The organism is Faecalimonas nexilis (assembly GCF_059731825.1).
In genome coordinates this window covers 2,057,542-2,081,317 of record NZ_AP029189.1, presented here as the reverse complement: position 1 = coordinate 2,081,317, position 23,776 = coordinate 2,057,542, and the positions used below count along the sequence as shown (strand labels likewise).

32 protein-coding genes are annotated in these 23,776 nt (G+C 39.8%); 25 read left to right on the top strand and 7 right to left on the bottom strand.

The features are described from left to right. Nucleotides 1–8 precede the first annotated feature (8 nt). On the bottom strand, nt 9–548 hold the full coding sequence (locus AC6I5B_RS10625) for a helix-turn-helix domain-containing protein (protein WP_071143911.1): 540 nt from the start codon (nt 546–548) through the stop codon (nt 9–11). A gap of 250 nt (nt 549–798) precedes the next feature. On the opposite strand from AC6I5B_RS10625, the gene AC6I5B_RS10620 reads away from it, so the two are divergent. The 8 genes from AC6I5B_RS10620 (at nt 799) to AC6I5B_RS10585 (ending at nt 10,856) form a co-directional block, all read left to right on the top strand. Continuing rightward, complete coding sequence (locus AC6I5B_RS10620; protein WP_270651326.1) at nt 799–2,439, top strand: L,D-transpeptidase family protein; 1,641 nt, start codon at nt 799–801, stop codon at nt 2,437–2,439. An 18-nt stretch (nt 2,440–2,457) separates the two neighbouring features. Further along, entirely contained in the window at nt 2,458–3,591 is a 1,134-nt protein-coding gene (gene tgt / locus AC6I5B_RS10615) for a tRNA guanosine(34) transglycosylase Tgt (protein WP_004613545.1), read from the top strand. Nucleotides 3,592–3,681: 90 nt separating this feature from the next. Next, on the top strand, nt 3,682–3,963 hold the full coding sequence (yajC, locus tag AC6I5B_RS10610) for a preprotein translocase subunit YajC (RefSeq protein ID WP_004612336.1): 282 nt from the start codon (nt 3,682–3,684) through the stop codon (nt 3,961–3,963). A gap of 156 nt (nt 3,964–4,119) precedes the next feature. After that, entirely contained in the window at nt 4,120–5,205 is a 1,086-nt protein-coding gene (gene leuB, locus AC6I5B_RS10605; RefSeq protein ID WP_004612337.1) for a 3-isopropylmalate dehydrogenase, read from the top strand. 17 nt (nt 5,206–5,222) lie between these two features. Further along, nucleotides 5,223–6,890, top strand: coding sequence for a dihydroxy-acid dehydratase (gene ilvD, locus AC6I5B_RS10600; RefSeq protein ID WP_004612338.1), 1,668 nt, complete (start codon nt 5,223–5,225; stop codon nt 6,888–6,890). 18 nt (nt 6,891–6,908) lie between these two features. Next, entirely contained in the window at nt 6,909–8,585 is a 1,677-nt protein-coding gene (gene ilvB, locus AC6I5B_RS10595; protein ID WP_004612339.1) for a biosynthetic-type acetolactate synthase large subunit, read from the top strand. Nucleotides 8,586–8,607: 22 nt separating this feature from the next. Then, entirely contained in the window at nt 8,608–9,690 is a 1,083-nt protein-coding gene (gene serC, locus AC6I5B_RS10590; RefSeq protein WP_004612340.1) for a 3-phosphoserine/phosphohydroxythreonine transaminase, read from the top strand. 2 nt (nt 9,691–9,692) lie between these two features. Beyond that, the gene (locus tag AC6I5B_RS10585) at nt 9,693–10,856 is read left to right on the top strand and encodes a phosphoglycerate dehydrogenase (protein WP_004612341.1); all 1,164 of its coding nucleotides are present in this window, start codon (nt 9,693–9,695) and stop codon (nt 10,854–10,856) included. Between the two features lie 242 nt (nt 10,857–11,098). Here AC6I5B_RS10585 and AC6I5B_RS10580 read toward each other — a convergent pair whose 3' ends face one another. Next, nucleotides 11,099–12,256: a tyrosine-type recombinase/integrase gene (locus AC6I5B_RS10580; protein ID WP_497773340.1), complete on the bottom strand. Its 1,158-nt coding sequence runs from the start codon at nt 12,254–12,256 to the stop codon at nt 11,099–11,101. Between the two features lie 287 nt (nt 12,257–12,543). After that, nucleotides 12,544–12,966, bottom strand: coding sequence for a TIR domain-containing protein (locus AC6I5B_RS10575; RefSeq protein ID WP_071143678.1), 423 nt, complete (start codon nt 12,964–12,966; stop codon nt 12,544–12,546). Nucleotides 12,967–12,998: 32 nt separating this feature from the next. Between AC6I5B_RS10575 and AC6I5B_RS10570 the strand changes: the two genes are divergently transcribed. Further along, nucleotides 12,999–13,196: a hypothetical protein gene (locus AC6I5B_RS10570; protein ID WP_071143679.1), complete on the top strand. Its 198-nt coding sequence runs from the start codon at nt 12,999–13,001 to the stop codon at nt 13,194–13,196. On the opposite strand, the gene AC6I5B_RS10565 is transcribed toward AC6I5B_RS10570, so the two are convergent. From AC6I5B_RS10565 to AC6I5B_RS10550, 4 genes are all read right to left on the bottom strand, one after another. Continuing rightward, complete coding sequence (locus AC6I5B_RS10565; RefSeq protein WP_083382662.1) at nt 13,189–13,641, bottom strand: DUF4231 domain-containing protein; 453 nt, start codon at nt 13,639–13,641, stop codon at nt 13,189–13,191. The genes AC6I5B_RS10570 and AC6I5B_RS10565 overlap by 8 nt on opposite strands. A gap of 77 nt (nt 13,642–13,718) precedes the next feature. Beyond that, nucleotides 13,719–14,783 carry a hypothetical protein gene (locus tag AC6I5B_RS10560; protein WP_497773339.1) on the bottom strand — a complete coding sequence of 355 codons (1,065 nt, stop codon included), beginning with the start codon at nt 14,781–14,783 and terminating at the stop codon, nt 13,719–13,721. 34 nt (nt 14,784–14,817) lie between these two features. Further along, nucleotides 14,818–15,279 carry an ImmA/IrrE family metallo-endopeptidase gene (locus tag AC6I5B_RS10555; RefSeq protein ID WP_497773338.1) on the bottom strand — a complete coding sequence of 154 codons (462 nt, stop codon included), beginning with the start codon at nt 15,277–15,279 and terminating at the stop codon, nt 14,818–14,820. 4 nt (nt 15,280–15,283) lie between these two features. Beyond that, on the bottom strand, nt 15,284–15,853 hold the full coding sequence (locus tag AC6I5B_RS10550; RefSeq protein ID WP_497773337.1) for a transcriptional regulator: 570 nt from the start codon (nt 15,851–15,853) through the stop codon (nt 15,284–15,286). A 165-nt stretch (nt 15,854–16,018) separates the two neighbouring features. Here AC6I5B_RS10550 and AC6I5B_RS10545 point away from each other — a divergent pair, with 165 nt between their 5' ends. From AC6I5B_RS10545 to AC6I5B_RS10470, 16 genes are all read left to right on the top strand, one after another. Then, nucleotides 16,019–16,249 carry a DUF739 family protein gene (locus tag AC6I5B_RS10545; protein ID WP_004844206.1) on the top strand — a complete coding sequence of 77 codons (231 nt, stop codon included), beginning with the start codon at nt 16,019–16,021 and terminating at the stop codon, nt 16,247–16,249. Between the two features lie 12 nt (nt 16,250–16,261). After that, nucleotides 16,262–17,020 carry an ORF6C domain-containing protein gene (locus AC6I5B_RS10540; RefSeq protein WP_497773336.1) on the top strand — a complete coding sequence of 253 codons (759 nt, stop codon included), beginning with the start codon at nt 16,262–16,264 and terminating at the stop codon, nt 17,018–17,020. 54 nt (nt 17,021–17,074) lie between these two features. Then, nucleotides 17,075–17,287: a hypothetical protein gene (locus AC6I5B_RS10535; RefSeq protein ID WP_412363491.1), complete on the top strand. Its 213-nt coding sequence runs from the start codon at nt 17,075–17,077 to the stop codon at nt 17,285–17,287. A gap of 76 nt (nt 17,288–17,363) precedes the next feature. Further along, complete coding sequence (locus AC6I5B_RS10530; protein ID WP_497773335.1) at nt 17,364–17,624, top strand: hypothetical protein; 261 nt, start codon at nt 17,364–17,366, stop codon at nt 17,622–17,624. A gap of 85 nt (nt 17,625–17,709) precedes the next feature. After that, entirely contained in the window at nt 17,710–17,871 is a 162-nt protein-coding gene (locus tag AC6I5B_RS10525) for a hypothetical protein (RefSeq protein ID WP_497773334.1), read from the top strand. After that, nucleotides 17,861–18,055, top strand: a complete 195-nt coding sequence (locus tag AC6I5B_RS10520) for a phosphatase (protein ID WP_497773333.1) — start codon at nt 17,861–17,863, stop codon at nt 18,053–18,055. The genes AC6I5B_RS10525 and AC6I5B_RS10520 overlap by 11 nt, the downstream gene beginning before the upstream one ends. A 41-nt stretch (nt 18,056–18,096) precedes the next feature. Next, nucleotides 18,097–18,252 carry a hypothetical protein gene (locus AC6I5B_RS10515; RefSeq protein ID WP_497773332.1) on the top strand — a complete coding sequence of 52 codons (156 nt, stop codon included), beginning with the start codon at nt 18,097–18,099 and terminating at the stop codon, nt 18,250–18,252. Next, nucleotides 18,253–18,900, top strand: coding sequence for an ATP-binding protein (locus AC6I5B_RS10510; protein ID WP_497773331.1), 648 nt, complete (start codon nt 18,253–18,255; stop codon nt 18,898–18,900). Nucleotide 18,901: 1 nt separating this feature from the next. Beyond that, the gene (locus tag AC6I5B_RS10505; protein ID WP_497773330.1) at nt 18,902–19,504 is read left to right on the top strand and encodes a hypothetical protein; all 603 of its coding nucleotides are present in this window, start codon (nt 18,902–18,904) and stop codon (nt 19,502–19,504) included. Between the two features lie 11 nt (nt 19,505–19,515). Continuing rightward, nucleotides 19,516–20,022 (top strand): ERCC4 domain-containing protein, encoded by a 507-nt coding sequence (locus AC6I5B_RS10500; protein ID WP_497773329.1) that lies wholly within the window; start codon nt 19,516–19,518, stop codon nt 20,020–20,022. Next, nucleotides 20,019–20,510, top strand: coding sequence for a CHC2 zinc finger domain-containing protein (locus AC6I5B_RS10495; protein ID WP_497773328.1), 492 nt, complete (start codon nt 20,019–20,021; stop codon nt 20,508–20,510). The genes AC6I5B_RS10500 and AC6I5B_RS10495 overlap by 4 nt, the downstream gene beginning before the upstream one ends. Next, the gene (locus AC6I5B_RS10490) at nt 20,507–22,366 is read left to right on the top strand and encodes a DUF927 domain-containing protein (RefSeq protein WP_497773327.1); all 1,860 of its coding nucleotides are present in this window, start codon (nt 20,507–20,509) and stop codon (nt 22,364–22,366) included. The genes AC6I5B_RS10495 and AC6I5B_RS10490 overlap by 4 nt, the downstream gene beginning before the upstream one ends. A 229-nt stretch (nt 22,367–22,595) precedes the next feature. Beyond that, the gene (locus AC6I5B_RS10485) at nt 22,596–22,832 is read left to right on the top strand and encodes a hypothetical protein (protein ID WP_497773326.1); all 237 of its coding nucleotides are present in this window, start codon (nt 22,596–22,598) and stop codon (nt 22,830–22,832) included. After that, nucleotides 22,833–23,009, top strand: coding sequence for a hypothetical protein (locus tag AC6I5B_RS10480; protein ID WP_497773325.1), 177 nt, complete (start codon nt 22,833–22,835; stop codon nt 23,007–23,009). After that, the gene (locus AC6I5B_RS10475) at nt 23,002–23,286 is read left to right on the top strand and encodes a hypothetical protein (RefSeq protein ID WP_412854512.1); all 285 of its coding nucleotides are present in this window, start codon (nt 23,002–23,004) and stop codon (nt 23,284–23,286) included. The genes AC6I5B_RS10480 and AC6I5B_RS10475 overlap by 8 nt, the downstream gene beginning before the upstream one ends. A 70-nt stretch (nt 23,287–23,356) precedes the next feature. Beyond that, nucleotides 23,357–23,773: a YopX family protein gene (locus tag AC6I5B_RS10470; protein WP_497773324.1), complete on the top strand. Its 417-nt coding sequence runs from the start codon at nt 23,357–23,359 to the stop codon at nt 23,771–23,773. Nucleotides 23,774–23,776: the final 3 nt, after the last annotated feature.

Below are 23,776 nucleotides of genomic sequence, written 5' to 3'. Positions count from 1 at the left end.
TCCTTGTATTAAAAACTCGGTGGGGTTGTCACCCATATAATCTTTGCACCGTTTGTTTTATTTGCTGTTATATAATGTTCCGAATGGGGAATGAAGTAAAAAGATTCCCCTTTTTTGGCAGTGTGTACTTTCCTGCCCACATGGATCTGAATGCTTCCCTGCAGAACATAACCGAATTCTTCCCCTTCGTGGGGGACGTCTAAGTAAGTGGAGCCTCCAGCTTCCAATGTAAGCAGGATTGGTTCCATCATATTCTTTTGAGCGTTTGGAATGATCCATTCAATGGTGTTGCGAAGTTCTGTGTCCTTTTTTACAAAAAAATCATCTTTGCGAAAGACGATCTGTTCATCGGACTCTTCGGCAAAGAATTCGGTCAGATTTGTACCGAGGCACTGAAGAATATCAATTAAAGTTGCGATAGAAGGGGAAGTCAGATTTCGCTCTAACTGTGAGATGAATCCCTTCGACAGTTCTGCTCGATTAGCTAATTCTTCCTGTGTCAAATTTCTTTCGATTCGAAGTTCTTTGATCTTATTTCCGATATTCATAAAGTAATCCTTTCTAATCTGCAACAGAGTAGTAGAGTGCGCCTGTAAAAGTAAAAATAAACAAAAAGTTTAGTATTTCTTAACTGAAGGCACACAAATATTATTATACATGAATTGGAGAAAAAAGCAATTGTTGTTCGTGAAATGTAACAATTTTATTAAGTATTATTAATGATTTTGTACTGTACTTTTCCATATGTTCGTATTATAATATCAACATATGGATTAAGGATAAGAGGAGTTATACTAAATGAGCGATAAAGAACGACAAAAAGAAGAAAGATCATCAGACGAGATCGTAGAAGAAACTATGAAAGAAATCATGGAAAGCATTGCTGACTCAGAGGACGAAGAGACGCCAAAAGCTTCGGAATCAGAGGAGACTGCCGAGTCGAAAGAAGAGGAAGAATCAGAGGAAGAGACGGAGAGTGAGATTTTCTTCTTGAATGATGACACAAGCTTCGATAAGGAAGTCAAAAACCATGGGGAAAAGCATGGAAAAAAGAAACGTGGCAGAATCATTATCGCAGGCATCTTAGGAGCAATAGGTCTTATTTATTTGGGATTTTCCCTCTTTTTTATCAACCATTTTTACTTTGAAACAAAGATCAATGATGTCAGTTTTTCAGGAAAGACTGTGAAAGACGTAGAAAACTATATGAAGAAACAGGTGAGTGATTATACGCTGACATTAAAAGAAAGAGATGGAAAGACCGAGACCATTCAGGGAAGTGCGATTGATCTGCAATACAAGAATGGAAAAGGTGTCGAAGAAGTAAAGGAGAATCAGAATCCATTTTTATGGTTTACGGCATTTTTTGGAAATGACAGCGCACAGGCAACGGTGGAAGTAAGCTACAATGAAGACAAGCTGAACCAGGCAATGGCATCTCTGGACTGTTTGAAAGAAGAGAACCAGACAGCGCCGGTTTCGGCACAGCCGGTTTTTAACGGGGAGCAGTTTGAGATTCAGGCTGAGACGCTTGGAACGCAGATTGATCAGGAAACATTTTCAAAAGTTTTACATGATTATGTAGGACAATTTAGAGCAACATTAGATTTGGACAAAGAGAAGTGCTATGTGGCACCGAAGTTCACTACGGAATCAAAAGAAGTTATTTCTGCAAAAGACAGCATGAATAGTTATTTGAACGCTTCTGTTACATATACGGTAGAACCGAAAACAGTTGTAGATAAATCTCTGATCTCACAGTGGATGACGGTAGATGAGAATATGAATGTCACATTCTCGGAAGATGCGATGAGAGCGTACATTGATGAACTGTGCAATCAGTATAATACGGTTGGAAAAGTCAGAACGATTACAACGCCGACGGGAAAGACTGCAGAGGTGTCCGGCGGAGGATATGGCTGGGAGATTGATAAAGACGCGGAATACGAGACTTTGGTGAATAATATCAAGTCCGGTGAAGGGGTAGAAAGAGAGCCGGTGTATTCGCAGACAGCGGCATCACATGGAGCACAAGATTTTGGAACGACATATTTGGAAGTAGATTTGACGACACAACATATGTGGTATATCGTGGATGGAACTGTGAAGCTTGAGACGGATGTAGTGACCGGAATCCCAGTGCCGGAACGTGTGACGCCACAGGGTACATATACTATTTTGGAGAAGATGAGAAATAAAACACTTCGCGGTGACAAAAAACCGGATGGAACTTATGAATATGAGACACCGGTAGAGTACTGGATGCGAGTTACATGGACGGGAATTGGGTTCCATGATGCCAAATGGCAGACAGCGTTTGGCGGTGAGATTTATAAGACGAGAAAAGGTTCTCACGGCTGTATCAATATGCCGCCGGCTTTGGCAGGACAATTGTATGATATGCTTCAAGTGGGGTGCCCGGTCGTGATTCATTATTAAAAGTAAAGAGGTAAAGACATGTATAAATTATTAAAACGAGATGGACTCGCAAAACGAGGCGAGTTCCATACAGTGCACGGGGTCATTCAGACCCCTGTATTTATGAATGTAGGAACTGCGGCGGCAATCAAAGGCGCCGTATCTACAGAAGATTTACAAGGAATTAAGACGCAGGTAGAGTTATCCAATACGTATCATCTGCATGTGAGACCCGGAGATCAAGTGGTGAAAAAGTTAGGCGGTCTTCATAAATTTATGGTATGGGATAAGCCGATTCTGACAGATTCCGGTGGGTTCCAGGTGTTTTCGCTTGCGGGACTTCGTAAGATTAAAGAAGAAGGTGTGTACTTTAACTCTCACATTGATGGCAAAAAAATCTTTATGGGACCGGAGGAAAGTATGCAGATTCAGTCCAATCTGGCTTCTACGATTGCAATGGCATTTGATGAGTGCCCATCCAGTGTGGCGACAAGAGAATATATTCAGAACTCAGTGGAACGTACAACAAGATGGCTTGCAAGATGCAAAGCCGAGATGGCAAGATTGAATACGCTTCCGGATACGATCAACCAGCACCAGATGCTATTTGGAATTAATCAAGGCGGAATTTATGAAGATATTCGTATTGAACATGCGAAAGAGATTGCAAAGATGGATTTGGATGGATACGCAGTCGGAGGGCTTGCGGTAGGAGAATCCCATGAGGAGATGTATCGCATTTTGGAGGCGGTTGTGCCGTATCTTCCGATTGAGAAACCTACGTATCTGATGGGTGTAGGGACTCCGGCAAATATTTTGGAAGCGGTTGACAGGGGTGTTGACTTTTTTGACTGTGTATATCCGAGCCGAAACGGAAGACATGGACATGTATATACAAATCAGGGGAAATTAAACTTGTTCAATGCAAAATATGAGCTGGATGACGCGCCGATTGAAGAGGGCTGCCAGTGTCCTGCATGCCGCACATACAGCAGAGCGTACATCAGACATCTTTTGAAAGCAAAAGAGATGCTTGGAATGAGACTCTGTGTGCTGCATAATTTGTATTTCTATAACAATATGATGGAAGAGATCAGAGCTGCGATTGAAGCAGGACGCTATAAAGAATACAAAAGAGAAAAACTTGCAGGAATGGGAATTCAGGAAGTATAAAAAAATTATGAAATCTAAAAAAACACTTGATGTATGTCTATAGATTGTGTATGATGGTCATAGTGTTTAAAAATAGTAGGAGGAAATAAGATGAATAATCCAATATTTTTGCTTATTTTTTATGCAGTAATTCTTGGGGGATTTTGGTTCTTACTGATGCGTCCGCAAAAGAAAGAACAGAAGAGAATACAGTTGATGTTATCTGAACTGGCAGTAGGTGATACTGTGTTGACAACAAGTGGATTCTACGGAGTAATCATTGATATTACAGACGAGGATGTAATTGTAGAGTTTGGTAATAACAAGAACTGCCGTATTCCGATGCAGAAAGCAGCGATTACGCAGGTAGAAAAAGCAAATACAGAAGAATAAGTGAATGTAAAGGGAAGGCTTAGCCTTCTCTTTTTTTGGCCTTAAAACAGAGTATACTCTAAAAAAATACACTTTTCCGTATTAAAGGGTTGAAACGTGAATAAAAATACGATATGATTAGACCTATAAACTTTTGCAAGAGAAGGGAAGAGATATATGGAATTGAAAGTTGGAATTATCAAAGGGGATGGGATTGGTCCTGAAATTGTAGAAGAGGCAATGAAAGTATTAGATAAGGTCGGAGAAGTGTACGGCCATACATACAGATATAAAGAGTTATTGCTTGGAGGCGCCTCGATTGATGTACATGGGATACCATTGACAGATGAGACTGTAGCGGAAGCAAAATCATGTGACGCTGTTTTGATGGGCTCTATCGGAGGAGATGCAAAAGTTTCACCGTGGTATCAGTTGGAACCAAACAGACGCCCGGAGGCAGGACTTTTAAAGATTCGAAAAGAATTGAATCTCTTTGCAAACTTAAGACCGGCAGTGCTGTATGATGAATTGAAAGGAGCATGCCCGTTAAAAGAAGAGATTACCGAAGGTGGATTTGATATGATGATCATGCGAGAACTAACGGGTGGATTGTATTTTGGAAATCGAAAGACGGAAGAGATAGATGGTGTTATGACCGCATGTGACGAACTTACCTACAATGAGAATGAGATTCGAAGAATTGCAAAGAGAGCATTTGAGATCGCGATGAAACGAAGAAAAAAAGTGATCAGTGTGGATAAAGCGAATGTCCTTGATTCTTCCAGATTATGGAGAAAGATTGTTGAGGAGATTGCAAAAGAATATCCAGAAGTTGCTTTGGAACATATGCTTGTCGACAACTGTGCGATGCAGCTTGTAAAAGATCCAAAGCAGTTTGATGTGATTTTGACAGAAAACATGTTTGGAGACATTTTGTCCGATGAGGCAAGCATGGTGACAGGTTCAATCGGAATGCTTGCCTCGGCAAGTTTGAACGATACAAAATTCGGTCTATATGAGCCAAGCGGCGGTTCGGCACCGGATATTGCAGGCAAAGGAATTGCTAATCCGATTGCCACAATACTGTCTGCGGCGATGATGTTAAGATTTTCATTTGACTTAGATAAAGAGGCGGATGCAATTGAGAAAGCAGTCAGTCAGGTATTAAAAGATGGGTACCGTACCATCGATATCATGTCAGAAGGAAAAGAACAGGTTGGCACTGCGAAAATCGGTGATCTGATCTGTGAAAGAATTGCGTAACGAAGGGAGAGACAGATATGAGAAGTGATACAGTAACAAAAGGAATGCAGCAGGCACCGCACCGTTCGTTGTTCAATGCATTAGGATATACAGAAGAAGAGTTGGAAAAACCGTTAGTGGGAATCGTGTGTTCTTACAATGAGATTGTGCCGGGGCATATGAATCTTGACAAGATTGCCAATGCGGTAAAAATGGGTGTGGCAATGGCTGGTGGAACGCCTGTTATGTTTCCGGCAATTGCAGTCTGTGACGGAATTGCAATGGGGCATATCGGTATGAAATATTCTCTTGTCACAAGAGACCTGATCGCAGATTCCACGGAAGCGATGGCTATGGCACATCAGTTTGATGCGCTTGTCATGATTCCGAACTGTGATAAAAATGTACCGGGACTTTTGATGGCAGCAGCAAGAATCAATGTGCCGACGATTTTTGTGAGCGGAGGTCCGATGCTTGCGGGGAGAGTGAAGGGATGCAAGACAAGCCTTTCGAGTATGTTTGAGGCAGTTGGTTCCTATGCGGCGGGAACGATGACTGCAGAAGATGTACAGGAATTTGAGAGCAAAGCATGTCCGACTTGTGGTTCCTGCTCCGGTATGTACACGGCAAACAGCATGAACTGTCTGACGGAAGTGCTTGGTATGGGATTGAAAGGAAATGGAACGATTCCGGCGGTGTATTCCGAACGAATCCGCCTTGCAAAACACGCAGGAATGAAAGTGATGGAGCTGTGGGAGAAAAATATCAGGCCAAGAGATATTATGACAGAAAAGGCGATTTTGAATGCACTTACTGTGGATATGGCGCTGGGCTGTTCGACAAACAGTATGTTACATCTTCCGGCGATTGCACATGAGATTGGAATGGATTTTGATATCACATTTGCAAATGAGATCAGTGCAAAGACCCCGAACCTCTGTCATCTCGCACCGGCAGGACACACGTATATGGAAGACCTGAACGAGGCAGGCGGTGTGTATGCAGTGATGAATGAGTTAAATAAAAAGAATCTTTTATATACAGAGTGCATGACCGTAACTGGAAAAACAGTTGGTGAGAACATTGAGGGCTGTGTCAACAAAGATCCGGATGTCATAAGACAAATTGAAAATCCATACAGTGAAACAGGTGGTCTTGCAGTGCTCACAGGAAACCTTGCACCACATGGCGGCGTTGTAAAACGTTCGGCGGTTGTGGAAGAGATGATGGTACATGAAGGTCCGGCGAGAGTGTTTGACTGTGAGGAAGATGCGATTGCCGCAATCAAAGGCGGAAAAATTGTCGCAGGTGATGTGGTTGTCATTCGCTATGAGGGACCGAAAGGAGGACCTGGAATGAGGGAGATGCTCAATCCGACATCGGCAATTGCCGGTATGGGACTCGGCTCCAGTGTGGCGTTGATTACGGATGGGCGTTTCAGTGGCGCATCAAGAGGTGCATCCATCGGACACGTGTCTCCGGAAGCAGCAGTGGGAGGTCCAATTGCGTTAGTGGAAGAAGGCGATATCATTAAGATCAATATCCCGGAAAATAAAATAGAGCTGGCTGTTTCGGATGAGCTGCTTGCAAAAAGGAAAGCAGAGTGGAAACCAAGAAAACCAAAGGTTACAACAGGTTATTTGGCAAGATATGCGGCGCTGGTGACATCCGGAAACAGAGGAGCTGTATTAGAAATCCCAAGATAAAGAGAAGGAGAAAGACAGATGCAATTAACAGGAGCAGAAATCGTGATCGAATGTTTGAAAGAGCAGGGAGTGGATACTGTATTTGGATATCCGGGAGGTGCGATTTTAAATGTATACGATGCGTTATATAAACATAGCGATGAGATTTGTCATATATTGACTTCCCACGAACAGGGAGCTGCACATGCAGCAGACGGATATGCAAGAGCAACCGGGAAAGTAGGTGTCTGCCTTGCAACAAGTGGACCGGGAGCCACGAATCTTGTAACCGGGATTGCGACGGCGTATATGGATTCCATTCCGGTAGTGGCGATTACCTGTAACGTAGGTGTTTCCCTGCTTGGAAAAGATAGTTTTCAGGAAATAGATATCGCAGGCATTACAATGCCGATTACAAAGCACAATTATATCGTCAAAGATGTCGATAAATTGGCGGATACGATTCGAAAAGCGTTTTTGATTGCAAGGACAGGAAGACCGGGACCAGTTCTGATCGATATTCCGAAAGATGTGACTGCAAATCTGAGTGAATATCAAAAAGTAGAAATTGACGTCACAGATATTCAGAGAAAGAAAATCGATGAAGATGAGATTGAAACAGCGGTGAAAATGATTCAGAGAGCCAAGAAACCATATATTTTTGTGGGTGGCGGAGCAGTTTTGTCAGGAGCAAGTGAGTCTTTAGTGGAATTTGCACATAAAATTGATGCGCCTGTGGCGGATTCTCTGATGGGAAAAGGAGCATTTCCGGGAACAGATGAGCTGTACTCTGGAATGCTTGGAATGCATGGAACGAAAGCGTCGAATTTTGGAGTGAGCCAATGTGACCTTTTGGTCGTGGTCGGTGCAAGGTTCAGTGACCGTGTGACTGGAAATGCAAAGAAATTTGCACATCATGCGAAAATTCTGCAAATTGATATTGATCCGGCAGAAATAGATAAAAATATTCTCACAGATGCGAGTGTGACCGGAGATATCAAAGAAGTTCTGATAATCCTGAATGAAAAGGTGGAACAGCAAAGTCATGAGGAATGGAAACAGCAGATTGAGGAATATAAAGAGAAACATCCTCTGACGTATCATCCGGAAGGACTTACAGGACCGTATATTGTGGAAGAAATATACAGACAGACTAACGGAGACGCAATCATTACAACAGAAGTCGGACAGCATCAGATGTGGGCTGCACAATTTTATAAATACACAAAACCGAGAACGTTTTTAACTTCGGGAGGTCTTGGGACAATGGGCTATGGACTTGGCGCTTCGCTCGGAGCAAAGATGGGGATGCCGGACAAGACCGTGGTCAATGTTGCCGGAGATGGATGTTTCCGAATGAATATGAATGAGATTGCAACAGCGGCAAGATACAATATTCCGATCATTCAAGTCGTGGTAAATAACCATGTACTTGGCATGGTGCGTCAGTGGCAGACGCTGTTTTATGAAAAGCGTTATTCTGCAACCGTGTTAAATGATGCGGTAGACTTTGTAAAATTGGCAGAAGCAATGGGGGCGGTCGGAATACGTGCGGCGACACGGGAAGAGTTTCAAAAAGCTTTCCAGGAGGCGCTGGCTATGGGGAGACCGGTTGTGATTGACTGCCAGATCGACAGTGATGAAAAAGTATGGCCGATGGTTGCACCAGGGGCTGCGATCAGCGAGGCATTTAGTGAAGAAGATTTAGAAAAATAAAAATGAAGTGGAGGAATAAAAAATGAGCAGAGTGTATAATTTTTCAGCAGGACCGGCAGTATTGCCAGAAAGTGTTCTAAAATCAGCAGCAGAAGAGATGTTAGATTACAAGGGATGCGGAATGTCGGTTATGGAGATGAGTCATAGATCGAAAGCATTTGAGGAGATTATCAAAACGGCGGAGTCGGATTTAAGAGAGCTCATGCATATTCCGGATAACTATAAAGTGCTGTTTTTGCAGGGAGGAGCGTCACAGCAGTTTGCGATGATTCCGATGAACTTGATGAAAAACAAGGTGGCGGACTACATTGTGACTGGACAATGGGCAAAAAAAGCATACCAGGAAGCAGCAAAATATGGTAAGGTCAATAAAATTGCTTCTTCAGAAGATAAAACATTTTCTTACATACCAGATTGTTCAGATCTTCCAATCTCAGAAGATGCAGACTATGTGTATATTTGTGAAAATAATACGATTTATGGAACCAAATTTAAGGAACTGCCAAATACAAAAGGAAAGACACTTGTAGCCGATGTATCATCCTGCTTTTTATCAGAGCCGGTAGATGTCAGCAAATATGGAATTATTTATGGTGGTGTACAAAAGAATATCGGACCTGCAGGTGTAGTTATTGTGATTATCCGCGAAGATTTGATTACAGAAGATGTGCTCCCGGGAACACCTACGATGCTCACATATAAGACACATGCTGATGCAGATTCTCTTTACAACACTCCGCCTGCTTATGGAATTTATATCTGTGGAAAAGTATTTCAGTGGCTGAAAGAGATGGGTGGTCTGGAAGCGATGAAAGAGAGAAATGAAAGAAAAGCAAAGATTCTTTACGATTTTCTTGATCAAAGTAAATTGTTCAAAGGAACAGTGGAAAAGAAAGATCGCTCTCTTATGAATGTGCCGTTTGTTACAGGAAGTGACGAGTTAGATGCAAAATTTGTAAAAGAAGCAAAGGCGGCAGGACTTGAGAATTTAAAAGGTCACAGAAGTGTTGGAGGTATGAGAGCAAGTATCTATAATGCGATGCCGGAAGAAGGCGTTCAGGCACTGGTGGACTTTATGAAAAAATTTGAGGAGGAGAATCTGTAGATATGTATAAATTTCATTGTTTAAATCCAATTGCAGAAGTAGGCTTAAACCAGTTTACAGGCGAGTATGAAGCTGAAGGAAAGTTAGAAGGTGTAGACGCAGTGCTTGTGAGAAGCGCTGCAATGCATGAGTTGGAATTTGATAAAGAGTTAAAAGTAATCGCACGTGCAGGAGCAGGCGTGAATAACATTCCACTTGACAGATGTGCAGAAGAAGGAATTGTTGTATTTAATACACCGGGAGCAAATGCAAATGGTGTAAAGGAACTTGTGATTGCAGGTATGCTGCTCGCATCCAGAGATATTATCGGGGGAATCAACTGGGTGCAGGAGCACGAGGAAGACGGTGATGTGGCAAAACATGCGGAGAAACAAAAAAAGGCATTTGCGGGCTGTGAATTGGAAGGAAAGAAACTTGGAGTGATCGGTCTTGGCGCAATTGGTGTTCTCGTTGCAAACGCAGCAGCTCATCTTGGCATGGATGTATACGGTTATGACCCTTATATTTCGGTAGATGCAGCCTGGAAATTATCAAGAAATATTTATCATGCAAAAACAGTGGATGAATTGTATAAAGAATGTGATTACATTACAATTCATGTTCCGGCACTGGAGAGCACAAAAGGAATGATCAATAAAGATGCGATCAGTTTGATGAAAAAAGATGTGGTTGTATTGAACTTCGCACGAGATGTGCTTGTGAACGAAGAAGATATGATCGACGCACTGGAAAGCGGAAAGGTGAAACGGTATGTCACAGATTTCCCGAATCCATTGGTAGCAGGCGTGAAAGGAACGATTGTGATTCCGCATTTAGGGGCATCTACAGAGGAATCGGAGGATAATTGTGCAAAGATGGCAGTAAAAGAAGTGATGGATTTCCTGGAAAACGGGAATATTAGAAATTCTGTCAACTATCCGAACTGCGATATGGGATACCGTGATGGAAAGACAAGAATCACGATTCTCCATCACAATGTACCGAATATGATTGGTCAGTTCACAACCTTGCTTGCAGAGGCAGGAGTGAATATTTCTGACATGACAAATAAGAGTAAGAAGGAATACGCTTATACGATGATTGATATTGAAGGCGGATTGAACGAAGAGATTAAAGAAAAATTGGGCACGATAAAGGATGTTTTAAGAGTTCGTGTGATTGAATAGGAAAAAGGCTGCAAGTTCAGAGATGGATTTGCAGTCTTCTTTTTTTACAACAAAATTGTAGCAAAACGTAGCAAATACGTAACATTTTTTTAAGGGGTTCTTAAATTTGCATGGATTTCTAAAAAACCCGTGGTTGACTGGAAAAATGCAACAAACCTGTCAACCACGCCGTTTTCAAGTGATAAGATTTCACAAAATACAGTGGTATATAATGATATATAACGAAACGGTTTACAACACGTTTACAACAAATCTACTTTTATCTTTTCGATTTGCTCTCTCAGATCTTCTGATTCTCTGTGGCCGTATTTTTTATTTGTTATGTCTTTAAAGGAATGACCAAGCATTCTCTTCCTGTCATTTTCTCTTATACCGTATTTTTCACACAGCGCTGAAAATGTGTGCCGGCAGTCATGTGGTGTGTGTTTTTCAATTCCGAGGGGTTCTAGTGTATTATACATTTGCGTCCTGAATTTATGAATTTCAATCTCCATTAATCTACCGCGCCGTTTCATCCGGCGTTTGACGAGTGGAAGAATGGCAGAGTGGATTGGAACAATTCTATCTTTTCCGGCAGCGGTCTTTACACCACCGCGGAAGTAATTATCCTTTAAATTAACTTCTAACGTCTCGTAGGCGGATATGCGGAACCCGGAATAGCACATGATCAGTAGGAACTCAACGATTTCATCATCCTTGTTTTCCCATAATATTTTCAAGTCATTTGCGGAAAATGGAACTCCATTTTCATCGTCATCCGGTTTTTCGATGCTAATAAATTGTGAGTAGTCCTTTTCGCAAATATCATTTGCGAGAGCGTATCGGTACATTTGATGATATAGAGTTACGATCAGTTCGAGAGAGGAGTGTTTCAGATTACACTCATCCACGATTTTTTGCAGATCATTTTTCGTAAGAGATATAAATTCCCTGTCATGCAGTTCTGCGCAGTTCTTATAAGCTGCGATCATGCTGTACTCCATGCTCTTTTTCTTTCCACTATGTCCGTATTCCAGCTTAAATTTGTCTAAATAGTATTCTTTAAAGATTTCCCCGAACGTCTTGCCTTTTTCCTGCTTTTCCTCGATTCCCTGCATTAGATTGTAATTTGCAAGGAGCGCCTGTATAAAAGTATCTGCATTCTGCTTGTTGTCGATGGCAGCAATGTCCTTTTCCATTCCCTGTATGTATGTGCCAGCTCTATAGGCTGTCAGGACTGCAAAGCCTGTTGGCCAGTCAGGCACGTAGCAGAGTGCTTTCTGTGGCTTCATTTGGCCATTAGGGTATTCTTCTGTTGCCGGAGGATAAACACCGTAGGGATTACGCCGATTAGAGCCTAAATAGCGAATTTGCCCGTAGCCGTTTGGTAATTTTGGATATTTCTTTCTTTTTCTTGGCATGAAATCATCTCCTTTTGAATTTTGGGTATAAAAATAACAGCTAACAAACAGAATGCATGTTCTGATTGTTAAACTGTCTCGAAGATGATACAATATAACTTGCAATATGGATGTACATCTTCGGGTGTATGTTGACCGTTCGGTATTGGCGTGCCGGGCGGTTTTTAGTTATCTAGGTAAAAATATTGTTTTGTTGTTTCTCTACATGCCGTGGAGAACCTTAGATAGCTTTATTGAAATATATATATTCTTGTGATATATTAAAGTTGACAGTCAACAATATGTATTTAAGGTACTAATTTTCGAACTGCATTAACTATGGAAGATGTATTCCATCGAACCATTTCATCTGCCGCGTTAGTTACTGCTATAGGTGCACGATCTTGTCCCCAAGGGTAAATACCTAAAATAGGTTTTCCCATTCGAACAGATTCACTGATTTCATACTGCATCCAATCGCTATATGCAGCATACATTCCGGAAATCACGATTGTAATTTGAGATGGTCGTATTTTTGCTGTAATTAGCTCTTGTATTTCTAAATTGGTTTTTGGAGTTCCTGGTGGGAACAATGGCTTTTGGGTTGGTGCTGAATAATTAAAATAGGAGAAATAAGATGCATTATCTAGTAAATCAATTAATCGGTTATAGTTTTCTCCGTATTTCCATGCGTGACTAATAAATAAACGATAATCATATAAATTTGGCATATAAATCAATCCTTTCTATGTGAGGTGATACTGTGAATAAAGTTAAAAAAAAATTTATAAAACGACCTGTAATCATCGAGGCTTATCAGACTGATAAGGAAATGGTGATTCATACTCTTGAAGGTGATATGAAAGCATCTCCAGGAGACTGGATTATAACAGGTGTAGAAGGGGAACAATACCCTTGCAAGCCGGATATTTTTGAAAAAACATATCAAAGAATTAATTAGTGGGTGGAGTGTCATTTGATTCTTCTTTCATAGTATTTATATTTTTCCACTGATTATTTTCCGATGATATGATATTTTCGATATTACGAATAAAAATATTTTCAATAGTTTCATCTTCTTTATTGTAAGGTGCAGATCCGGTTATATATAAATGCTTTTGATATCGAAGCATTTCACAGGTAGACCGGTATTGTATCCAATTTTCATGAAATTTGTAAAGCTTTGATACAGATTCAATTATTGCAATAATTGCTCCAAATAATCCTATAATAATGGATAGTTTTTTACAAGAAGATGTATATCCGGATAATAATGGTATAAGTGAAGCAAGTATAATTTCTATGATTTGCAGAAGCTTATACCATTTTTGTGCTTCTTGAGATTTTTTGTCATACCAGTTTATTTGGTCGTCTACTCGTTTTACGATGTATTCATTTATGTTCAATACAAATTCTCACTCTCTTTCTCTTTAGCTCACATCTAAGGGGAACCAACCCTTTATATAACGCCGTAGCGGTTATATCATTTGTTACTATTGTGTTCTGTTATAACACTGTAATGCAGATCAATAGCAGATTCTCCTTTTTTCGATACTTTCATTTCAGATGTCAAATACCCTTGCTTGTACAAAAAGTCTTGCTCGTCTGTAAAGTTTATTCCATATTTATACTCAAAATAAGATGGAATTCTTTTTCTATGAATTTCTCTAATCCAATACAGCATATATACATGTCCCGGAAGAAGTCCATCGGAATATCGTGTCATCATTTCCTTGGTAGGGCTTGCGCCAAACATTTGCGCCTGATTAATCCAATTAGTGTTCAATTCACGATCTTGTGAAATGAACGGCATCTCTGGATAACCCTTGTAAAACATTTTATAAAGTTTATCGCAGTAATGCTTACTGGCTTTAATTCGTTGCATGGCATCAATCTGTTCAGAAGGAATTGATTTACGACTATTTGCAGGTGTTATCTTATTTTCTGATTCTGAATATGATTGTTCAGAGGTTTCATTTTGAAAGCTATTCATCAAAGAAGTTTCTTCTTTGGAAGCGTCTCTTCCAGCTTTAGAAATCATAGATTTCATTCTAGCTGTTTCATTTATTCCTAAATTGCATGCAAGTTTGCAAGCTGTAATAGATTTTTCGTAATTTTTTTGACGTTCATATAAAATTGCAAGACGTTTAAATACTTTCGATCCAGACATGGGTGTTTCCCCGTATTTCAAATCAATTTCACGGAGTTTTCCAAACAATTTAATAGCTTCATAACACTCTTTTTCAATTTCACAAGCTAATTTACAGGTATAATCTTTGGAATGATATACAGTAGACCATTTAGTTTCAATCTTATTTATCAAATCATAGTATTTGTTAAATACAGGACGGAACTCTTTTTCGTGTTTCATGTGCTTTTCTACCGGATCTGACTTGAAAGTCCATTTATTTTGTTTCTTTAAAATTTTCCATTTTTCTGTGGTTCCGCCTTGACTTAAATATTCAAGCCAATTATCATATTCTGTTTTGGAAAAATGCGGTTGGAATGAAAATGCATTTTTAGTAAATAGTTTAGATAACAATCCCATTAAACACCCCTCCAATTATTGGGTTTTTGTAAACTTATGTGAATTCCATAACTGCTAAATTTGGAATAAAATAAATAACATAGTTATCTACAGTGATATACTCTCCATATTTTCCTTTGTAACAGTCAATGGCTTCTTGCAGGTATTCTTCCGTGACATGTAGATGTTCTGCAACTTCATATCTATTCTGGCATCCAGCATTAAAAGCTGATATGATGCCACGCAATCCGATCATCCGATTGTATGCGTGCAATCTTCCTTTTTGCTCTTGCTTCATATTTTCAATATCTTGCAGATTGAATATATCACCGACAGCAGTATGGTGATGTCCGATTTCTTCAGCTAAGACGCAAGCCTTTTCTGCGGATGTTTTCAACCTGTTGGATATCGCAATTCTATTTTTATAGATCAATCCGTCACTACCGGAAAGAGCCTTTTCGCGGACAATCAGCCCGCTGCTATTCGCCTCTTCCAATAGTTCTTCATAAACTGTCATTGTATCACTCCCATTCAGAGTCATCCATCATGATGTCTTTATCGTGTTTTCTCATTTCATCGGTTACTTTAATATCGGTGCGCTCATGAGCTGCTAATACTTCTAAATGATCGTTGGATTCTATAAAGTTCGGATTTCCAAGTAATATTTCAGAATAGTTCAAAAGACTTTTCTTTCCGTTATTATTCAACTTTCTCATGTTCTCTAAAAGTCTATATTCTAATCTATTTTTTCTGAGCACACTTTGATCGTAAGCTTTCTTGAATTCCTCTACATTATTAAATGATAGGTTGTCAGGACCAATCGTATCTTTAAATTCGTAGTCATTACGTCCCATCGGTACGTCAAATCCCATCAGCCATGACTCGCTTACATTCAATGCTTTTCCTAAAACGAACAATTTTTCTTGATTAGGTTCATTTTTTCCGGAACAGTATTGACTTATATCTGATTTGTTCATTTTTATCCCATATTGTTTGCAGTATGGTGCAGTCAATTTCAGAACATCTACTTGTCTAAGTCCCTTTGTCTCCATAATCTTTTTTAGCCTAGTAGCAGTGCTTTCTTTCTTCATATAAATGTACCGCCTTTCTGATTATAAATATATCACACACTTAACAAAAGTTCAATATGAAAAACAAAAAAGTTCAAAAAAATTAACTTTTGTATTGACAAGGGTACAAGTGGGTGTTAAGATACAAGTAGTTCAAATATTTGAACAAAGCGGAAGGAGGATAATATGGCATTCAATTATGACAAATTAAAAGGTCGGATAATTGAGAAGTTTGGAACTCAGTATAGGTTTGCGGAAGCTATGAAATGGTCGGAAAGAACGCTTTGCTTGAAATTAAGTAGTGAGAGACCGTGGAAGCAGACAGATATCTGTAAAGCAGTAGAACTTCTAGATTTGGCACAGGAAGACATACCTAAATATTTTTTTAAAGAAGAAGTTCAAAATATTGAACTTTGAAAGGATGGTCAAATGAACGATTTAAAAATTACAGAGTACAAAAATATTCGTGTACTAACAACACAACAGATTGCAGAGGCATACGAAACAGAGCCACAAACTATTACAAATAACTTCAATAGGAATAAAGACCGGTATATCGAGGGGAAACATTTTATCTGTTTAACTGGGGAAGAGAAAATGGAGTTTATCAAGAAAAATCAAAATGAGTTTTCTTCTTTCATAAGAGCAAAAGCAATTTATCTTTGGACAGAAAAAGGAGCATTCTTACATGCGAAGTCATTAAATACAGATGTTGCATGGGAAGTGTATGACAGGCTGATAGATACATACTTTGAGGTCAAGAAACCTCTAACACAGCTTGAAATCTTGCAACAGTCTGTTGAAATTTTAAATCGACATGATAAGGAACTGCGACAAATTGACAGCCGTATGGATAAGTTGGAATTTGACATTCCCTTATACGGAAGTGAAGCAGATGAGCTTTCCAACCATGTAAAACGAAAAGGCGTGTCGGTACTAGGTGGAAAGAAATCAGACGCATACAAGGATAATAATATCCGTTCCAAAGTATACCGAGATATTTACGACCAAATCAAAAGAGAGTTCGGTATTTATTCGGATGACGGAAAGCCGAAATCATACAAAGCGTTGAAGCGTAAGTATCTCTATGAAGCTCACGAATGTATTGATATGTACGAAGTACCTACATATCTGAAAGAAATGATTGATAATGCAAATGCACAGATTTCATTAAATGAAATTGCGTAGCTGATTACTTCGGAGTAAGCATTGAGTATTTCTTAGAGTAGGGAGGTGATAAGCGTGAGCGAAATCATACAAGCACCGGCAATCGCAAAAATAGTAGGGTGCGACAAAAATAAAGTTCGTTACAATATGAAAAATGGTTTTTGGGAATTTGGTCGAGTTATTAAAACCGGACCGAAGAAGCACAGATACGAAGCTACAATAACCGAAGTGGCAAGATATATCGAGATTAGCAGAGAAGAGGCAATTCGTAGGCTTGAAGGGAGGTGAGAAAGAACTGTGACATACAAAGAATACCAGCGTTACAAACGCAATAAAAACAGGGCGAAGAAAAGGAGAAGGAAAGATGGAAGAAATTAGAACAGAGGAGCAGATGAAGAAGATTCAGGAGGCGATTACATATTATCATGAATTGCTTGAGCGTAATGAGATGTTAGAGAAGAGAAATCAAACAATGTTGAAAAAGATACGACAGGAAAAGAGGGACAAGCTCAAAGCCGAGTTATGCTGCAAGATATATGCAATCATAGCAGTTGTGGCTACGATATTTGGATTTGGAATGGCGGTTGGAAGATGCCTTGCATTTTTAACTACAATGGGATTCTAAAAAAGTGCCCAAGGTTTGCAGACCTTTTTCGGGCACAAGTTTAAAAACACAGTTAAATTGTAAAACAGAAGAGAGGGAAAGTCAAATGGCAAAATATAAATTTAATGATGATATTCCAGCAGAAGAAGCTACTGCAACTATTCGCGCAGTAGAACGATATGCAAACGCAGCGGGATATGTTGACGCAGGCATAGTATTGGCGATTCTAGGAATAGAGGAAGTAGAGGGGAAAAACAATGAAGAATAAGAAAGCGAAAGAATTAGTTGTTGGAGATGTGATTCGCATCGAATACGGAGATTATGACAATTTCGTAAATTTCGAAGTTGACGAAGTTGTTAATAAAGAAAATAAAACAGAGGTAAAGTGCCATAAGGGCAGAGTTGAAAATACTTTTTGCTTTGACGCAGAACAGGAAATGGAGTGCGTGTAATGGGTGATGGAAAGATACATATTCCAGCAAGGAAGAAGAAAATGGTAGAGGAGCAAGCGATTATCCGGTTGACTCCACAGGCTTATAATGCTTTGGTGGAAATCTACAACGAATCCACTCTCTCTATGAAAGAGATTGCAAGTTTAATCATTTTAGAATCAGTAGACAGAGTGGTTTATGACAAGGAGGAATCATAAATGAGCAAGGTGATTTGCATCGCCGGAGAATCAGGATCCGGCAAAACAACAAGTATGAGAAATTTAGATCCAAAGACGACAATGTATATAGATTGCGACAAAAAAGGGTTGTCTTGGAAAGGTTGGAGAGAACAGTATAACTCTGAAAATCAGAATTACATTAAGACAGACTTTGCGCAAGTTGTACAGCAAACGCTTCAAAAAATCGATAAAGTCGAAAAATGGAAGCATATTAAAGTTGTTGTTGTCGATACGATTAACGGTCTCATGGTTGCTGACGAGATGAGGCGGAGTAAGGAGAAGGGATACGACAAGTGGGTAGATTTAGCAGCATGTGTTTGGGATCTAGTGAATGAAGCTTATGAATATCGTGATGACTTAACTGTTATTTTTACAGCTCACACCCAAACAGATCATGACGAGAATGGCTATATGTTCACTCGTATTAAGACATCCGGCAAAAAGTTGGACAAGATTGTGCTTGAAAGCAAATTTACGACCGTCCTTTTGAGCAAATGTGTGGATGGACAATATAAATTTGAGACACAAGCGAATAACAGCACGGCAAAATCTCCACTTGGAGCATTTGAGCAGATGGAGATTGACAACGACATCGTAGAAGTAATTAAAGCATTGGAGGAATTTTAATATGCAGAAACCTAACAATTTTGAAACCACACAAGCACAAGGAGAGTTTACTCCAGTAGAGCTTGGAGGTCACTATCTTGTAATCAAGGAAGTGTCGGAAATGAAGTCCAAGAATGGGAAAGATATGATTAAAGTATCTTTCGATTTTGCAAAGAATGATAAGCAACCGGGATATTTTGAAAAAGCATTCAGAGACGATATCAGACCGGAAAAGAAGTGGCCGAATCAGGCAACTCAATACATCTTAACAGAAGATGCTGAAGGAAACTGTAGCAGATCATTCAAAACATTTATCACTTGCGTGGAGCATTCCAACAAGATGGAAGTACAGTGGGGAGACAACTTTGAACAGCAGTTTAAGAATAAGGTAATTGGTGGTGTATTTGGACCGCAGATGGATTATTACAATGGCAAAGAAATTGAAAAACGAGTTCTAAGATGGTTTATATCTACAGACAAGGTGAATGATGCACAGGTACCGGATATGTCAGAAACGCAAGCTTATAAAAACCGTACGAATGGATATCATCCAAGTGCTACACCTGCAGGAGATGGATTCATGAATATTCCGGACGGAATTGATGAGGAATTGCCATTTAGTTAGGAGTGATTTTTGTGGATATACAGATTGACAGCAGGGAAAAAGCCCGGGCAATCAGAAAGATTATTAAGACATTCGATGAGCAGGGCGTAAATCATTTTTCAAGCAAATTATTAGTTGGGGATTATATGTCTTTAGACAATCCCCGGCTGATTATCGATAGGAAACAAAACCTGCAGGAGTTATGCGGAAATGTCTGCCAGCAACATGAACGTTTCAAGAAAGAGCTGATCAAGGCGATGCAGGCAAATATTCAGTTGATCGTTTTGATTGAGCATGGACCGGATGTACAGAGCTTGGAAGATGTTTATTTTTGGAAGAATCCACGAAAGCATGAAGTCCGGTGGAGAATAGTGAACGGGAAGAGGGAAAAATATATTGTCTCTGCCAAGGCGGTGGACGGGAATCAATTATACAAATCTCTTTGTACAATCCGGGACCGATATAATGTCCGGTTTGAATTTTGCGAGAAAAAGGATACCGGAAAGAAAATCATTGAACTACTCGGAGAAACGGTATGAATAAGGACGAAGTAAAGCAATCACATAACATGAGGAATGTAGTGGAGAGTTATGGCTTTCGGGTAAACAGGGCGGGGTTTATTCCCTGTCCGTTCCATAAAGGCGATCGGGAACCTTCTATGAAAATCTATAAAGATTCGTATCATTGTTTTGGCTGCGGAGCGAGTGGGGATATCTTCTCATTCGTACAGCAGATGGATCATTGTGATTTTAAGACGGCGTTTTATAGTCTTGGCGGAACTTATGAAGAACCTACTTTCCATTCAAGGTTGTCAGTTTACAAAGCAAAGAAGCAGGCAGCGCAACGCGAAAAAACTAAAGAAAAACTAAGAAGAAAAAAAGAGCTTAATAATATACTGATTGATATTTATAGAGACTATATGAAGAAATCAGAACCCTACAGTGATGTATGGTGTGATTGTTACAATGCTCTACAATATCAGTTATACATACATGAGATATTGAACAGAGAAGAGGTGATGACGTGAAGGAATTGAATGAACTGGATGCAGATTCCATTTTGGACGATGAGGTTTTCATTGAACTGTATGAAATTGAAGACCCTATTGAACACTCAAAGAGAAAAGTTCAGCTTGGAAGGAGGGCGAAAGCGCTTGGTGTTAAATCCGATTTCGATGAGATGATAAAGGGATATAATCAGGCAGATCGAGAGATGAAGCGTCAGGAAAAAGAGACAAGAGCGGTGTGCTCTCTTGACAATTTCACAAATTTTTCAGGTAAGTACGACAACATGTTTTGTGGCGGTTGGATTGCAAATGACACAGGGATATATGCTCAGACATCCGGTGGAATCGAAGAAGTGGCGTGTTATCATCCAATTCTCCCAGTAGAGCGGTTAAAAAATCTTGAAACAGGAGAAGAGCAGATAAAGCTTGCATACAAAAGGAACGGCAGATGGAACGAAATTGTAGTTCCAAAGATTATGATCACATCGGCAAGTAAAATTGTAGCATTGTCAGGAAGAGGAATTGCAGTTACTTCTGAGAATGCAAAGCTACTGGTTAAATATCTTGCAGATGTAGAGAATGGAAACGATGATTACATAGATGTGCAGTATTCTACCAGTAAACTTGGTTGGATAGAGAATGAGTTTATCCCTTATGACACGGACATTATATTCGATGGAGATTCGCGATTTAAACAGACGTTTGAGAGTGTTTCGGAACGTGGAAACTATGAGACATGGTTGGATCACGTGAAAGAGTTGCGAAAAAGCGGAAGAATCGAAGTGAAATTTCTTCTCGCTGCATCGTTTGCGAGCGTGCTTGTGCACTTACTTGGTGGACTTCCGTTTTTTGTAGACTTATGGGGCGAGACAGAGGGTGGAAAGACAGTGTCTTTAATGGTAGCAGCATCTGTTTGGGCAAATCCTGATGAGAGCAGGTACATAGGAGACTTTAAAACTACGGACGTTGCACTGGAGGCGAAGGCGGATATGCTGAATCATTTACCTATGTTTTTAGATGATACAAGTAAAACATCAGCGCGGATCAGAGACAATTTTGAGGGAATTGTTTATGACCTCTGTTCCGGAAAGGGGAAGAGCCGTTCCAATAAGGACCTTGGAATTAATCGGGAAAACCGTTGGCGAAACGTTATGATCTGCAATGGTGAGCGACCTTTGAACAGCTACGTCAATCAAGGCGGTGCAATCAACAGGATCCTTGAGGTAGAGTGTGGAGAAAAAGTATATGAAAATCCACAGAAAACGGCTGACATTGTAAAGAAAAATTATGGGTTTGCAGGCAAGAGATTCATTGAGATTATCAGGAATCTTGGAGTAGACCGCATTAGGGAAATACAAGCAGAGTTTCAAAAGAAGCTGTTTAATACCGACAAAATGCAGAAACAAAGTCTGTCACTTGCAATTGTCCTTACGGCGGATAAAATCGCCACAGAATACATTTTTGAGGACGGACAATACATTTCAATAGAAGATGCAAAAAAGGTTCTAATAGACCGAAATGAGCTTTCAGACAATGAAAGGTGTTATCATTTTATACAAGACAAAGTTGGAATGAACAACCAGCGCTTTGATACTGTGACAAATTGTGAGAAATGGGGAGTGATAGACGGTGGATATGCAATTTTTTATAACTCTGCATTCGATCAAATATGTAGAGAAGGCGGATTTTCAAAGAAATCATTCTTATCATGGGCAGATAAGAAATGCTTGATTCAGACACAGGGAGGACAGCAGACGAAGGTTAAAAAAATCAATGGAACGGCTGCGAGATGCGTGTGGTTGAAGATAGATGAAAGCATGGATAATGACGGATTTAAGCCTGTTGACGAGGGACGGGAAGAGCTGCCGTTTAAATAAGCGGTTACAAGTTACACGAGTTACACGGCTTTTTTACGCTATATATTAGAGAAAAAGTGTGAATGAAATCCATACACCGAGGGTGCTCTATATAAGAAAAGTGCTTGTAACTTTGTAACCTAGATGTAAAAACGCTTACAAACGCAGTAAATACAAGGGATTCAGCGGATACAAAAAAATGTAACTGGAATAAGATTTTTGTATCTTCTGTAACGAAAGGTGGATAAATGTGGACATAGATGAATTAGATGAGAGAATAAAGACGCTATATAATGCATGTTGGAATTCGTTCCGGCAATACACAAGAGATCATGATGTTAATGCTTACTCGGAAAGATGCCAGCAATTGCTTACGAAGAATAAAGACAGTGTCTTAATGAGCAATGTGTGCGAGGGCATTAATTGGGAACTGGCAAAGGTAGTGAATGCGATGCATGAAAAACACCTAGAAAGAAGGACAGGATAAATGATGCGAACGGAATTATTAAAAGGCAGATTCGACTCCCTCGAAGACTATGAGAAATTCGCAGCAGAATGGACAGAGGTATGCTGTATGGTGAATCAGAATAGTCGGAATATGGGGAACAGGGAGCGATTTAAGAAGATTGTAGAAATACGGAAGAGGAGGATTGAGGATGAGTAGATTAACACATAAGCGGAATAATGGAATAAAAGAGGGATACTGGTCTCCGAATAAGAAAGAGGAACTTGTACAACGACTGGCGGAATACGAAGATACAGGTTTGGATCCGGAGCAGGTGCAGCAGTTAAAAGAACGTGATACGGCGAAGAAACCGATTATCATCGGGGTGAATGGAGCCATTGGATGCAGAGTGGGGAAATGTCCAAAATGCGAAGGAATACTTAGAAGTTATATGAGGTTTTGCGACGAGTGCGGACAGAGATTAGATTGGTCATAATTAGTTGAGTTATCTTGCGAGTCAACTCAAAAGAAAACTCGCAAGGGAATCGGAAAGGAAAAGAGGAAGAATGCGAGAAATACTTTTTAAAGCAAAGCGGTTGGATAACGGCGAATGGGTGGAAGGGTATTATGTTAAAACAAGACTTGGCACAGATATAAAACCAAGCGATGTAATCTTTGTTCCGTTTAAAATAAACAGGAATGAAGAATGGGGATGGATGAAAGTAGACCCGAATACCCTCTGCCAGTACACAGGACTTATGGACAAGAACGGTCAGAAGGTTTGGGAGAATGATATTTGTGAAATGGTATATGACGGGAAAATACATATATATGTTGTTGTTTGGGATAAAACAGAACTTGATTTTAAAGGAACAAATGGAAAAGAAAACTATGGACGTAATTTTGAGTATCTCGGATGCTGTGAAGAAATTGTTGTAATCGGAAACATTTTCGATAATGCAGATTTGTTGGAGGTGGAGTAGGAA